Source organism: Arthrobacter sp. NPDC056493 (assembly GCF_042795115.1).
In the GTDB taxonomy this organism is placed as follows: domain Bacteria; phylum Actinomycetota; class Actinomycetes; order Actinomycetales; family Micrococcaceae; genus Arthrobacter.
In genome coordinates, this window is record NZ_JBHTSL010000001.1 from 51,471 (window position 1) to 65,872 (window position 14,402).

At 58.0% G+C, this 14,402-nt stretch carries 13 protein-coding genes; 10 read left to right on the top strand and 3 right to left on the bottom strand.

The window, feature by feature from the left end:
- Window positions 1-11: 11 nt before the first annotated feature.
- The 3 genes from ACFQ50_RS00300 to rfbB form a co-directional block, all read right to left on the bottom strand.
- The gene (locus ACFQ50_RS00300) at window positions 12-1,385 is read right to left on the bottom strand and encodes a sugar transferase (RefSeq protein WP_377993509.1); all 1,374 of its coding nucleotides are present in this window, start codon (window positions 1,383-1,385) and stop codon (window positions 12-14) included.
- A gap of 152 nt (window positions 1,386-1,537) precedes the next feature.
- A complete protein-coding gene (locus ACFQ50_RS00305; protein ID WP_377993510.1) occupies window positions 1,538-2,968 on the bottom strand; it encodes a sugar nucleotide-binding protein in 1,431 nt (476 codons plus the stop codon).
- Window positions 2,969-2,971: 3 nt separating this feature from the next.
- Complete coding sequence (rfbB, locus tag ACFQ50_RS00310) at window positions 2,972-3,970, bottom strand: dTDP-glucose 4,6-dehydratase (RefSeq protein WP_377993511.1); 999 nt, start codon at window positions 3,968-3,970, stop codon at window positions 2,972-2,974.
- Window positions 3,971-4,034: 64 nt separating this feature from the next.
- Here rfbB and rfbA point away from each other — a divergent pair, with 64 nt between their 5' ends.
- From rfbA to ACFQ50_RS00360, 10 genes are all read left to right on the top strand, one after another.
- A complete protein-coding gene (gene rfbA, locus ACFQ50_RS00315) occupies window positions 4,035-4,919 on the top strand; it encodes a glucose-1-phosphate thymidylyltransferase RfbA (protein ID WP_377993649.1) in 885 nt (294 codons plus the stop codon).
- Window positions 4,920-5,054: 135 nt separating this feature from the next.
- Window positions 5,055-6,173 (top strand): DUF1972 domain-containing protein, encoded by a 1,119-nt coding sequence (locus ACFQ50_RS00320; RefSeq protein WP_377993512.1) that lies wholly within the window; start codon window positions 5,055-5,057, stop codon window positions 6,171-6,173.
- Between the two features lie 191 nt (window positions 6,174-6,364).
- Window positions 6,365-6,835, top strand: a complete 471-nt coding sequence (locus ACFQ50_RS00325; RefSeq protein WP_377993513.1) for an acyltransferase — start codon at window positions 6,365-6,367, stop codon at window positions 6,833-6,835.
- Window positions 6,836-7,233: 398 nt separating this feature from the next.
- Complete coding sequence (locus tag ACFQ50_RS00330; RefSeq protein WP_377993514.1) at window positions 7,234-7,986, top strand: glycosyltransferase family 4 protein; 753 nt, start codon at window positions 7,234-7,236, stop codon at window positions 7,984-7,986.
- Window positions 7,973-9,019: a glycosyltransferase family 4 protein gene (locus ACFQ50_RS00335; RefSeq protein ID WP_377993515.1), complete on the top strand. Its 1,047-nt coding sequence runs from the start codon at window positions 7,973-7,975 to the stop codon at window positions 9,017-9,019. Before ACFQ50_RS00330 ends, ACFQ50_RS00335 begins: the two co-directional genes overlap by 14 nt.
- A 23-nt stretch (window positions 9,020-9,042) precedes the next feature.
- A complete protein-coding gene (locus tag ACFQ50_RS00340; protein ID WP_377993516.1) occupies window positions 9,043-9,573 on the top strand; it encodes an acyltransferase in 531 nt (176 codons plus the stop codon).
- Window positions 9,574-9,603: 30 nt separating this feature from the next.
- Window positions 9,604-10,704 (top strand): polysaccharide pyruvyl transferase family protein, encoded by a 1,101-nt coding sequence (locus ACFQ50_RS00345; protein WP_377993517.1) that lies wholly within the window; start codon window positions 9,604-9,606, stop codon window positions 10,702-10,704.
- A 209-nt stretch (window positions 10,705-10,913) separates the two neighbouring features.
- Entirely contained in the window at window positions 10,914-11,945 is a 1,032-nt protein-coding gene (locus ACFQ50_RS00350) for a Coenzyme F420 hydrogenase/dehydrogenase, beta subunit C-terminal domain (protein WP_377993650.1), read from the top strand.
- A 288-nt stretch (window positions 11,946-12,233) separates the two neighbouring features.
- Window positions 12,234-13,175, top strand: coding sequence for a hypothetical protein (locus ACFQ50_RS00355; RefSeq protein WP_377993518.1), 942 nt, complete (start codon window positions 12,234-12,236; stop codon window positions 13,173-13,175).
- Window positions 13,176-13,497: 322 nt separating this feature from the next.
- A complete protein-coding gene (locus ACFQ50_RS00360) occupies window positions 13,498-14,193 on the top strand; it encodes a hypothetical protein (protein ID WP_377993519.1) in 696 nt (231 codons plus the stop codon).
- The last annotated feature ends 209 nt before the right edge of the window (window positions 14,194-14,402 follow it).

Genomic DNA, 14,402 nt, shown 5'->3' on the forward strand with positions numbered 1-14,402 from the left:
GTATTAGGCGATCAGTAGGCTCCGGTGCTGTGGAACACGGCGCGAACGGTCCGCAATAGAATGACCAAGTCGCCGGCCAGGGACCAGTTTTCGACATAGTACAAGTCGAGGCGAACAGAGTCCTGCCACGAGAGGTTTGACCGCCCACTCACCTGCCACAACCCGGTCAGGCCCGGCTTTACCAGTAATCTGCGGCGAACGTCGCGCTCATAGGCTTCGACCTCTCGTGGGAGTGGTGGACGAGGGCCGACCAAGCTCATCGATCCTCCGAAGATGTTGAAGAGTTGGGGTAGCTCATCGAGGCTGGCTCTTCGTAGGAAACCGCCAACTCGCGTGACTCTGGGGTCGTTTTTGAGCTTGAAAAGCACTCCATTGCCTTCGTTGCGGTGTTCAAGATCTGCGAGGCGGGCTTCTGCATCCATGACCATGGAACGGAATTTCAGCATTTTGAAATGAGCGCCCTCGATCCCGACACGCTCTTGCTTGAACAGGATTGGTCCTCGACTGTCCAACTTGATTAGAACTGCCAGAACGGCCATCAGGGGGGCCATGACAACTATCAGGATGCCGGACACCGCGATATCGAAGAGTCTTTTCGCAACACGCTGGCCACCTTCGAGGGTGGGGGTCGTTACGTGAATTAGAGGAAGCCCAGCTACTTGCTGGGTGTGGATTCGCGGTCCGGCTATGTCCGTAAGCGCGGGCGCCATGATCAAACCTACATTGCGCGAAGCTAGCTCCCACCCCAAATGTCGGAGCATCTGGGGGTGCAGTTGAACGCCCGCAGACACAGCAACACTGTCCGCCGCGCAATCTTGGATCGCGTCAAGAATCGCGTCTACTGCGGGTTCGTTTCCGAGGACGGGAAGCCCGGCTATTGACTGCGCAATGTTCTGATCCGTTGCTGCCGGTGTGTATGCCGCGATCGGGAGGTAGCCAGCATGTCTTGCCTTCATGAGAGTGCCGGCCAGGTGGGATACTGCGCTGGGGCCGCCCAGTATGAGCAAACGGGACATGCTTTGCCCAGCCTGACGACGAACATTTAAGTGTTGGCGGAAGAGATACCGGGCAAGAAGCAGTCCCAGCAGACCGACAGGTAGAGCTATTCCAACGTACCCGCGGGCGGTATCAAATCGCAGGACGTACGAGAAAATGGCGACGAGACCAAACAGCCACAGTGATGCAGCAGCCACTCGCTTGTACTCATCGGCTCCGGAGCCCAGGACTCTGCTCTGCCGGCTGTTCCAAGCGCCGAGCATTAGCCACCACGCGACGACAAGCCCCAGGGAAAGCCAGAGGTACAGATATTCCTGACCATGGGCAACGAAGGTGGGTTCAAACCCGAACCTGACTATGTACGCGCCCGACACTGCCCAAACAATCACGAAGGCATCTACGACACGCAAAGTGCGAGAAGTTCGCGCGCGCCAATCTGGCTGCGTCCCCAATTTTTGTCCCCATTTTTACTAGTCGCCCTGCGGCCGAGTCCTGACGATAGGATATCCCGAGCCACCATACCTGCCGTAATGTTGCTTGCTCAGCGAGCCCCGGGCAGGAGGTTCTTCGCCACATAGTCCTTGAGCCGTAGGTGCGCCGACGGCGCGTTAAAGCCGGCATTCCTGATCTTCTTCAGATTCAGAACGCTGTTCAGTGGCCGAGGCGCTGCACTCTTGTCTCTGAAGTAGTCCTCAGTCGTTACCCCGGTTACGGATTGCCGCGATGATCCGGTTAGTTCGAAAACATCCGCCGCGACATTTGCCCAAGACTGAGGCTCTCCATCATTGCTGAGATTATAAGTTCCGTACTCGGCCCGGGAACCGAGCAGGTGCGCGATGCCGGCGGCGATGTCCTCGGTGAAGCTCAGCCGCCCGATCTGGTCGTCCACCACCGAGGGTTCAATGCCGCGCTCCGCCAGCGAGGCCATGGTGCGGACAAAGTTGTTGCCCTCGCCGATCACCCAGCTGGTGCGCACGATGTAGTGCCGGGGCACCACGCTGACCACGGCGTCGCCCGCGGCTTTGGTCTGGCCGTAGACGCCCAGCGGCGCAACCGGCTCCGATTCGTCGTGCGTGGCGCGGGTGCCGTCGAAGACATAGTCCGAGGACACGTGCACCAGCGTGAGGTCGTGCTCGACGGCGGTGCGGGCCAGCCGGGACACGGCTGTGACGTTGACCGCCCAGGCGGCGGCGCGTCCTTCGGCGGACTCGGCGGCATCCACAGCGGTGTAGGCTGCGGCGTTGATGATGGCGGAGTAATTCTTCCAGTTCCGTCCGGCGAAGGCGTCCTCGCTGCCTAGGTCAAACTCGTCCCTGCCGGCAAACTCAACGGATGCGTCCCCGTCGTACTGCTTGCGCAGGGCTTTGCCGAGCTGGCCGTTGGCGCCGACCACCAGGACCTTCTTCGGCGGCATCGGCGTGACATCCGCCAGGCGCGGGTGTGCCTTGTCCTTGTCGGAGAGCTCGGCTTCCTCCAGCGGCACCGGCCAGCTGATGGCGGCGGTCTCGTCGGCGAGGTTCAGGAACGTGTACTGGCCCTGGGCGTCGGCGGACCAGTGGTCGTTGACGAGGTAGGTGTATGCGGTGTTGTCCTCCAGCGTCTGGAAGGCGTTCCCCACCCCGCGGGGAACGAAGATGGCCTGGCTGGGATCCATCTCGGCGGTGAACACGGCGCCGAACGTCGGGCCCTCGCGCAGGTCCACCCAGGCGCCGAAAATCCGGCCGGTGGCCACGGAAATGAACTTGTCCCACGGCTCGGCATGGATGCCGCGGGTGGTGCCGGCCGACTCGTTGAACGAGATGTTGTTCTGCACGGGACGGAAGTCCGGCAGGCCCAGGGTCACCATCTTTTCGCGCTGCCAGTTCTCCTTGAACCAGCCCCGGTTGTCTCCGTGGACCGGAAGATCGTAGAGGACGACGCCGGGAATCGGGGTTTCGTGCGCTGTGAGCTTCTTCGAGAACTCGATCGACATGTCCTACTGGCCCTGTTCCTTGTACTTGGCTTCCGTCGCGGCCTTCTGCGGACGCCACCAGTCCTCGTTGTTCCGGTACCAGGCGATGGTGTCCTCGATGCCCGCCTCGAAGTTGGAGAACTGCGGCTCCCAGCCGAGTTCATCGCGGAGCTTGGCGGAGTCGATCGCGTACCGCATGTCGTGGCCGGGACGGTCCACCACGTGGTCGTACGCGTCCGCGGCCTGGCCCATGTGCTTGAGGATCAGTTCGACGACGTCCTTGTTGTTCTTCTCGCCGTCGGCGCCGATCAGGTAGGTCTCCCCGATCAGGCCCTTGGCGATGATCGCCAGGACCGCGGACGAGTGGTCATTTGCGTGGATCCAGTCGCGGACGTTCTCGCCCTTGCCGTACAGCTTGGGACGGATGCCGTCGATCACGTTGGTGATCTGGCGCGGGATGAACTTCTCCACGTGCTGGTACGGGCCGTAGTTGTTCGAGCAGTTGCTGATGGTCGCCTGCAGGCCGAAGGACCGCACCCAGGCGCGGACCAGCAGATCCGAGCCCGCTTTGGTGGAGGAGTACGGGCTGGAGGGGTTGTACGGCGTGCTCTCGGTGAACCGCTCCGGGTCGTCGAGCTCGAGGTCGCCGTAGACCTCGTCGGTGGAGATGTGGTGGAAGCGCTTGTTGTGCTTCCGCGCGGCCTCGATCAGCGTGTATGTTCCGATGATGTTCGTGTCCAGGAAGGGCCGCGGATCATGCAGGGAATTGTCGTTGTGTGACTCGGCGGCGTAGTGAACCACCACATCGCAGTCCGCCATCAGGCTGTCGACCAATGCCGGATCAGCGATGTCCCCGACGACCAGCTTGAAGCGGTCTGCCGGCAAGCCCGAGAGTGAGGCGCGGTTCCCTGCATATGTCAGCTTGTCCAGAACTGTAACCGCGTAGTCCGTGTGCTTGAGCACGTAGTGGACAAAATTGGAACCGATGAAACCGGCACCACCGGTCACGAAGATTTTCTGCATGATTCACATAGTTCCACATGACGCTGATTTGGTTGAACTAGCAATAACACGGAAACTAGACCACATGCGCGGGATAATCCTCGCCGGGGGGACCGGTTCAAGACTTCATCCGATTACTCAGGGCATCAGCAAGCAACTGGTTCCTGTCTACGACAAGCCGATGATCTACTACCCTTTGTCAACACTGATGCTGGCTGGCATCCGTGACATCCTGATCATCACAACTCCTCATGATGCGGACCAGTTCCAGCGCCTTCTCGGCGATGGCAGCCAGTTCGGTGTCAACATCACCTACACCCAGCAGCCCTCGCCTGACGGACTCGCACAGGCGTTTGTCCTAGGAGCTGAGCACATAGGAGACGGCCCTGTAGCGCTGGTCCTGGGTGACAACATCTTCTACGGCCAAGGGATGGGTACGCAGCTCCGCCGGTTCTCCAACATCGATGGCGGCGCCGTTTTCGGATACCGGGTAGCTGACCCCACCGCTTATGGCGTCGTTGAATTTGATTCCACCGGGCGGGCCATTTCCTTTGAGGAAAAACCCAAAAACCCCAAGAGCCACTACGCGGTGCCCGGACTGTACTTCTATGACAACGACGTTGTGGAAATTGCCCGTAATCTTAGGCCTTCGCTCCGTGGGGAACTCGAAGTTACGGACATCAATCAAGAGTATCTGGACCGCGGCAAGCTTCAGGTGGAGATCCTTCCCCGCGGCACTGCATGGTTGGATACGGGGACCTTCGATTCCCTCAACGAGGCATCGGAGTTCGTGCGTACAGTGCAGAAACGGCAGGGTCTGTCCATCGGTTGCCCAGAAGAAATCGCTTGGAGGCTTGGGTTCTTGGACGATGACGAACTAGCCGAGCGAGCAGCGCCCCTGGTCAAGAGCGGGTACGGGCAGTATCTGCTGAACTTGTTGGAATCAGAGCTGGCCAGCGTGTCCATATAGACGGGCCCAAACGATCCACCAAGGCGGGCCGTTAGCAAACGGAATGACTCAGGGAGAGCCATTCCCAAATGATAATCTCGACTCGGGCACTTTTCACTGACCTTAGGTACTTGTCAACATGGGGGACTTCACGTAATGGGACGATCTGTCGCGATCATCGGGACACGAGGGTATCCGAGCTACTACGGAGGCTTCGAAACCGCTGTCCGGAAGCTCGCACCCTATCTGGCCAGTCGGGGTTGGGAAGTGACGGTATATGGCCGCCCGGGAGCCAAATCGGACGATCCGGGCCGAGATCCGCGGGTGAACGTGGTCACTACTCCAGGCATAGAAAACAAATCCCTAAGCACCTTGAGTTTCGGATTTACGTCATGCTTGCACGCCGCATGGAAAAAGCCGAGCGTCGCTCTAGTAATGAACGTCGCAAACGGGTTTTGGCTACCGATACTCGCACTTAGGGGAATCCCGACGGTCGTCAATGTCGACGGAATCGAGTGGGAACGCGCCAAATGGGGTCGATTGGCGAAATTTGTCTTCAAACTTGGTGCCCGCTTGACCGCTCGTTATGGAACCGTTTTGGTTGCAGACTCCAAGGAAATCGCTCGCAGGTGGCAGGTAGATTTCTCTCGCGAGAGCGTATTCATTCCTTATGGGGGTGATGCTAGTTCCGCGCCCGGAGCGGACTCCTTCCCGGAAGGGCGCTATATCCTTGCGGTCGCAAGGTTCGTGCCAGAAAATACGGTTCCGGAGTTCCTGCAGGCGGCAGAAAATCTAGCCCGCGACTATCAAATTGTAATAGTAGGATCCTCGGGATACGGCGGCGCCTTGGAAGAACAAGTTGAAGAACTTGTGAGCAAGACTGCAAATGTCCATTGGCTGGGGCATGTGGCCGATGATCAGAGACTGTTGTCACTGTGGAAGAACTGTGGTGCGTATTTCCATGGTCACAGCGTGGGCGGAACGAACCCGGCACTGGTCCAGGCGATGGCTAATGGGGCGCCCATCGTCGCCCGTTCTACTGTGTACAACCGTGAGGTTCTGGGTCCGGACGGTGCGTTCTGTGATCCTGAGCCGTTGGCAATTGAAGTGGCAATTCGCCACGTCATGGAGTCAGCCGAGGAACAGGAACGGTTGTCCAACGTTTCATTGGACCGTGTCCAGAAGGGCTACACCTGGGAGGCTGTATGCCACTCCTATGAGGTCGAATTGGCCAAGCAGACCACTGCGAGGTCTAGCGTTGGTAACGCGCTGTGAAGGCCTTGAGATATGAAGGACTCGAGCCGGGGGCGAACAGCCTGGCATCAGCTCAGATGCTGGCCAGAGCGCTGCCGATGCTGCTTCGTGGTTCGATTTTGAAGCCGTGGCTGAGGCACTCGAAGGGCCCGCTTTTCGTTGGCAGAGGCGCCAGACTGTCGAACCCGCAATACATCTCTCACAATGGTCGTATGGTTGTGGAAGATTTCGCTGAGGTTCAAGGACTTGCTAAATACGGACTCAATTTCGGCACTGATGTATCTGTCGGCCGTAGTACGCTAATTCGTCCATCTAGTTACTATGGCGGCGAAATCGGCGTGGGTCTTTGGGTAGGTGACCGGTCAAGTTTTGGTGCCGGTTGCTTTATTGGCTGTTCGGGAGAAATCCGGATCGGAAACGACGTGATGCTGGGGCCGGGCGTGAAGTTGTTTTCGGAGAACCATGCATTTGCTGACACAGGCCGTACGATCAAGTCGCAGGGCGTTGAACGCAGCTACCTGACTGTGGGCGACGACACTTGGATAGGGAGCGGCGCCACTGTAACTGCGGGCGTCACCATTGGTTCTGGTGTAGTGGTGGCTGCCGGAAGCGTAGTCACGCGGGACGTTCCTGACGGTGCCGTTGTTGCAGGCGTGCCGGCTAAGATTTTGCGGCTACGGTGAGCGAATCAATGCACGCAAGGTCGGCAAAAACTATGTTTCTGCACTCCTCGAACGAGATGTACGGCGCGGACAAGATACTCCTGGAGATATTGCAAGCGCTCCCAGACGCCTCTCGCGAGCGAGCAGTCGTTTGTATTCCCGATGATCTTCCCCCCGGGGACGGCCGGTTTGCAGCCGCGCTCTCGGAGCTTGGAGTCGATGCGGCTACCGTGGGGTTGCCTGTCCTCAGGCGTCGCTACCTGACCGTAAGCGGCTTATTGCCGCTTTTGGGCCGGCTGTGGACGACTTTTCGATTTCTGCGTTCGTCAAAACCCGATGTCGTGTATTGCACGACTTCAGCAATGGTCTTATGCCTGCCACTGGCTTGGATTTCCGGTGTCAAGACAAGGGTTCTCCACGTGCAAGAAATCTGGACGGGGAAAGAAGGTAAGGTCCTCGGCCTCTTTAGCCGACCGGCAAATCACATCCTTTGTATTTCTTCAGCCGCGTACAGCTCTCTGCCGAGGTCATTGAATAAGCGGGCTGAGCTTTTGGTCAATGCACACCAGGATTCAGGCAAGATGATCGTTTCAAGGCCGACCCGTGGGCCGTTGCGGTTCGTTGTCGCCAGCCGTTGGAACGCGTGGAAAGGGCATCGAACGCTGCTGGAGGCGTGGGACGCTGAGACCGCTCCCGGTGAACTAGTCATACTCGGTGGGCCACCGCCGATAGGAGAGGGCACCGACATCCCGGCGCTTGTAGCAAATCTGCGCCATCCCGAGTCGGTCTCTGTTGTAGGCGAGGTGGCGGATATAGAGGCCCATCTCGATGTCGCTGATTTCCTGATTCTTCCGTCAGATAGTCCGGAGCCCTTCGGCTTGGTCGTACTTGAGGCTTTTGCCAGGGGGCGGTCAGTCATTGCAAGCAGAGCAGGCGGGGTCGTCGATGTCGTGACAGACGGATCTGACGGCCGGCTGTATGAAATCAAAAATGTAGAAGCACTGCGTTCCATTTTGCAATCCGTGGACCGGCAGCAGGCGATTCAAATGGGTTCAAACGCAAGGCAAACCTATGAACAAAAGTTCTCAATCTTTGCGTACAGAAAACGTTTCGCAAACTTCTGGGAAAGAATTTTGGAATCGCGTGAGTCGAGGGAACGTGCCCACAGCTAATATTGTCTATTGGTATGGTCTGAAGGACATGCCACGCGACGGGGGAGGGCTTCGGGCGATTGCTTGGAATGATGCCCTGACAGAACTTGGTTTCAAGACTTCAGTGCACGCGCTCAGGTCAGTTGCTCTCGGGCCTTCGTCGAAAAATCTATTGAGAGCTATCAAGAAGCAGCTGATTCCGATGCCCTTGGCGTCGTCTCTGCCATTGATGGCACCCGCGGACCTCAACGTGGTGACTGTTCCTGCGGTTTTCTCCTCCGCAGTCTCGATGCTTGATCAATCCAGCTTGGTTTTCGACTGGATGGACCTGTGGAGTGTCAACGCGTTGACGATGGGACGCTCCTCTTGGATGTCCCGCCCGGGGGGCATAATTCAGAGCAAAGTGTGGGCGCGAAGGCAGCGGGCGCTCGTGACTCGACCGGCAGCGAATATCTTCGCTGGTTACGAAGACCACGAATCCACGGAAGTCACCGGGTCTGCTCCTGGTTTTTGGATTCCAACGCCGATTTCGGCAGCTCAACGGGCATGGCCGCAGCCAACTCGCGCAGTTCGGCGGGTCGGATTCATCGGCAATTTCGTGTACCCTCCGAATGTTATGTCCTTGAAAGACTTTTTCGACAAATACGGAAGGATATTCCTCGATAAGGGCATTGAAATCTATGTGGCTGGATTCGGCTCTGAAGTGGTCACGACCTGGGGGGTAAATGCCACAGTTCTCGGCAAAGTAGAATCGCTCGCTGCATTTTATGGGTCAATTGATGCAGTGATTGTTCCAATTGACCATGGCGGAGGAATAAAGGCCAAAGCTGTGGAAGCGATGGCATACGGTATTCCGGTCTATGGGACGTCACATGTGGCCAGCGGGTTCAGTCCTGAGTGGAGGCGGTTCATTGGGGACATAGACGACCTGCTGCGAACCGGGGCGATAACGATTCCCACACCTTCTAAGCAGGAATTCAGCACGATATTCAGTCAAGCAGCCTTTACCGCCGCTGTCGCACGGGTGGTAGACCTTGTCAAACCAAATGTCTAGCAAGGCACTAGAGGAGTGGACGCATGCGCCTGTACCTGCAGGGACTTAAGTTATGGATCGGGTTCGTCGTGGGCCGGATTCCTTGGCATGCGTTCCGCTTATTCGTTTATCGCCGGTTCTTGGGGATGAAGATTGGGCCTAAGACGACTGTTCACTGGCGGCTTGCATTCTTTGCGCCACAAGGAATCACAATTGCCAATAACTCTATAGTAGGAAACGATTGCTTTCTCGACGGCCGCCTTGGCCTGGATATCGGCGGGAATGTCAACATTGGCGGACACGTGCAGATCTTTACTGTGGGTCACGATCCACAGAGCAAGTCTTTTGCTGCAAAGGGTGGTCGTGTGACTATCGGTCCGAGAGCATATGTAGCCTCCCGCGCAACCGTTCTCCCTTCCGTGACAATCGGTGAGGGCGCTGTAGTAGCAGCCGGTGCCGTTGTTTCGAAGGACGTCGCACCGTACACAATCGTGGGTGGCGTGCCGGCGCAGGTCATCGGGCAAAGGACCCAAGATCTTGACTACGATCTCGACTTCCACATGCCATTTCAGTAGTCACACGGATTTATCAGATAGGACCACTCAATGACTAAACGCGTATTGGTACTCTGGGCAGATGAGGAATCGAGTAATTTGGGGGTGCGTGTCCTCGGCCAAGGAGCGGCGGCGCTCGCCAGAAGGGCTTGGGGCCCCGAGACTGTGATTGACTTTCAAAGTTTCAGCTACGGCCCCTTGCAAACCCAACTTTCCGGGAAAATCGTTCTAAAGGGTCTGCTTACTGCCAATCGAGATCTTCGAAGGCGTATGGAAAAGTACGATGCGGTCATCGACACAGGGGCTGGAGACAGTTTTACCGACATCTACGGTCTGAAGCGTCTGGCAATTATGTTTTATACAAGGTTCGTTGCTCAAAAGTCTTCCGTTCCAGTCATCCTGGCGCCGCAGACCATCGGCCCATTCGAGACGCGGGTGGGCAGGTTTCTTGCAAAGCGGACGCTTCGGTTTGCGCATTCGGTGATGGCCAGGGACAGCGTAAGCATGGAGTTTGCTAAGGGATTAGGCCCGGGAGCGGACTGCCTCGCAACCGATGTCATATTCGCCCTCGAACAGCCTCCGGCCCCGGCGTCGTCCACAGCAGACGTAGTTTTGAATGTGTCCGGTCTCCTGTGGAGCGGTGACGCCCACGTCTCCAAGGATAAATACCAGTCCTTGACAAGGGAACTGATCGAGCAATTGTTGGCGGCAGGCCGATCTGTGACCTTAATGGCACACGTGCTAGATAACCCCTCGCCCGACAACGATGTTGCGGTAATTAGGAAGCTGGCCGCAGAATTTCCTGATCGGGTTACGGTTTTCATCCCGAAGGACCTGGAAGACGTAAGACGATTCATCGGCGGCTGCAGTGTTGTCATCGGGGCGCGAATGCATGCGTGCCTCAACGCCTTGTCTGTCGGAAAGCCCGCAATCCCCTTGGCCTATTCACGGAAGTTCGCCCCCCTTCTTGCTGACATAGGATGGCCGCACACTTTGGATCTCAGAAGCGACGAAGAGATAGTAAGAAATGTTATGGCGCTTCTAGACGGCGGACAACTGAGTGCAGACGCTGACAGCGTACGTGCTAAGGCAGAGGAACGGCTAAATGCGGCTGTTGGTCATCTCACTGATCAGGTCGGAGTCCGTCGTTGACCACCCCGACGTCCACAGCGTTCGATGATCTTGTCAATTCCGTAGTAGCAAATGGAAATTGTTCCGGTTGCGGTGCCTGCGCGCTGATTGACTCCGGGCTTTCCATGGAACTCGACGAGAGCGGCTTCAACCGTCCAAAGAGGCTAATTCCCTTAGCAGTCAAACGTGATGCGCAAGCCTCTCGGGAGTTTTCCGCCAGTTGCCCCGGGATGGTGGTTCGCCGACCCGTTGCGGAAACTGGGGTGACCTACGCATCGGACCCAGCCCTGGGACGTGCTGTTTCAAGTTGGCAGGCTTGGGCCGTCGACGCCGACACTCGCTTCCGAGGCAGTAGCGGGGGAGTACTTACTGCCATATCTGGATGGTTGGTGGAATCCGGTCGAGCCACAACTGTGGTAGGAGCAGCTGGTGATGCAGCGCAACCGAGACGAACGGTCTCGATAGAGCTCGGGAAGGGTGCCGATTTCAAGCAACAGTCGGGGTCGCGCTATGCTCCAGTTTCAATGGCGTCCCACGAGTCCGCTTTGGGCAGTGACTCCGTTGTAGTCGGAAAACCATGTGAGGCGTCGGCGCTATCGCAGCTAATGTCGAGCAGGGGGCAAATGGATTCCCCGATACTCTTGTCTTTCTTCTGTGCCGGCGTGCCAAGCCAGCAGGCGACCGAACGATTGCTAACGGAACTGGGCATACCGCATGCGGCTCCTCTCCGAACTCTACGTTATCGTGGCCATGGCTGGCCTGGAAACTTTTATGCGGAGAGTGTCGAGGGAGCCAAGGCCTCAGCGAGCTACGACGAATCTTGGGGCAAGCAGCTCGGGCCATCAATGCAATGGCGCTGCAAAGTATGTCCTGATGGAGTTGGGGAAAGCGCTGACATCGTCGCCGGTGACTACTGGAAGACAGATGCAAAAGGCTACCCTGTTTTCACTGACAGCAGTGGCGTTAGTGCACTCATTGCCAGAACCAAAAGGGGTCATGAAATCATCGTGGCCGCGATCCAAAGTGGCGTCATTGAAGCGGAGCCGCTGGAGCTCAGTCACATCAGCAACATTCAGCCCTACCAGGTCGAGAGGCGAGCAACGCTTTGGGCGAGATTGCTCGGCAGACGCCTGGCTGGATGGAAGGTCCCGAGCTATACGGGGTTCGGCCTCTTCGCCCAATCTTTGCAGAATCCGGTGCGTGCGTTGCGGTATGTGTATGGATCTTTTCGAAGGTCGAGGCTGCAGAGTCCGCGTGACTGAGTCGATAAGAATAGATCTACCCGGCGGTCTTGAGTGAGGGCCCTTGTGCACCTCGCGGGTAACGTGGCGCCTGTCTTAGCGGGATTGATTACTGCACCCCTGACAGCCCGCAGTCTAGGCCCCGCCGCGCGTGGCGAGCTCGCCATTCTTCTTCTCGTATCAGTTTTCATCGGCCTAGTTGGTGCCTTGGGGCTCGGCCTAGTGGCGCGGCAGGCCGTGTCGGCCGATCTTGGTCAGGCTCATGGTTGGAGTGAGCGAGGACGGCGGATCACCCTTGTCTCAGTAGTCGTGGCGATCATCATTGGATTCGCCCTGAGTAGTTTTATGGGCCTTGAGCCAACTGAGGCTGCGGCGGCAACGGCTCTCTTCGCATTGGCGGGCATGAGCGCCAGCAAGAGTATCGACGCGAATGTACTTATCGTTGCGGGCCTCACGCGTCAGTTTGGACTAGCCAATATGTCGGCATCCGCAACGGTCTGTTTGGGCATTGTTGGTGCGTATCTTACGGGTACGTTGACTTTGTCTTCGGCAGTGCTCTGCAATGCCGCATCTTTAGTTGCCCAAATGATCCTCATAACGCTTCCCCGACGACGCCTACTCCGGTCGCTCCCTCAGCCGCTATTCAAACCGGAGCCTTTTCGCTCATTGGTGAAGAGGGCCTGGAAGGCTTGGCGCTCGCAGGTACTTGAGGCAGGACTGACCCGCTCCGACAGTTTGCTCTTTATGACGCAGTCGTCTTTGCAAATAGTAGGCTACTACGCCGTGGTTTCGCTCATTCCTGTCATGTCATACCAAGTCTTTCAGACACTCATTCAGCGGTCGTATGGCCGGAACCCTACACTCCGGTTGAAGGAGCGGACGTGGCGGTTATGGCAGCAGTGCGTCATCTTGAGTATTCCGCTGGCTTCCGTGGCTGCTGCCGCAGCGGTGATGCTCATCCCAGCACTATTTGGCGAAGAGTTTGCCCCCGCATTAGAACTGCTCGTTCCCGCGTGCGTAATGACCCTCGGCCTTGGCGGACTCGCACCGGTTCTACAGCATTTCGCAGTTTCGCCCATGCGCGATGTCTGGTTTCCCATCTCGTTGATTTCAATTTACGGCGCAGGTTGGCTATTCGGACTGGCGATGGGTCCATCAAATGGAGTCGCCCTCATAGGGACTCTGTTTGCAATCCTTAGCGGCGTTTACATTTATCTGCTTGCAGGCCCGAAGTCCTTCCGTAGGATTTGATAGCGCCGGCGGTTTGCGGAGATAAATTGATCACAGACAGCCGCTACGTTCTACCGAAGACTCGGTCATGTTCGTCGGGGGGTCATCGCAACCGCTCGTTGAGGCTGGTTCAGGGGCGCCACCCCAAAATTCGCGAATCAAGAAGCCCTGTTGGATTCCGAAGTAGACAGATCACCGACCGTGGCAGATAGCGTGAGTTGGTACTGGCGTTCCGGGTTGTTGGTACTGCTGTTCCGGTGAGTTGGTACTGTCGTGGCCTGTGGGTGCTGCGCTGTGGGTGAGGCGGTGCATTGGGCGCCGCCTTTTCCTGTGTGGAGGCAGCATGGCCGATTTCAAGGCCATTATGACCCTGGCCGTTGCCGGTCGCAGCTATGACGAGATCGTCGCGAGGGCGGGGTGTTCACGCCGTGACGTGGCCGCGGCGAAGAAGATGATCGCGGCTTACGGATTCACGGCCGGGCAGGTCGGGGCGATGTCCCCGCAGGAGATCGCCCGGTTGTTTCCCGATGGCCGGAAGAGGGTCACGGAGTCATACGAACGCCCGGATTTTGATCGGGTTCTGGCCTCGATGAGGGAGAACCGGCATTTCACCCTTCAGCAGGCCTGGAGCAGGTATTTGGCTTCGGGCACCGCGAACGGCGGGAAGAAGTACGGGTATTCACAGTATTGCGCCCTGTTCGCCGAGCATGCCCGGGTGAGCGATGTGGTGGCGACGCTGCGCCACGAGCCGGGCCGGGCGATGCTGGTGGACTGGGCCGGGGACACCCTGGAAGTGGTGGACGCGGTCACCGGGGAGGTGACCGGGGTCTATCTGTTCGTGGCGGTGCTGCCGTATTCCGGGGCGGTGTTCTGCCATGGGTACACGGACATGACATCGGCGTCCTGGATTGCCGCCCATGTGGCGGCTTTCTCGTTCTATGGTGGGGTGCCGCAGCTGGTGGTCCCGGACAATCCGGCGACCTCGACCCACCGGCCGAAGCGGGGCGAGTCGGCCCGGGTGCCGGACCACTGGGAATAGACACCACCCAGGACATGGTGCCGGCCCCGAGCAGGCCAGCGACGGGCCGGTACCGAGTTCCCAGAATCTCAGTACCAACTACCCAGACCAGCAGTACCAACAGAAGCTATCTGCCAGACCGGATGTCCGCCGTATAAAAAAGAGCGCGGCAGGAGGCGTGTCAGTGGTCGTTGAGCCGATTACCTAGGACGAAGCGTGCTGAGCGCGTA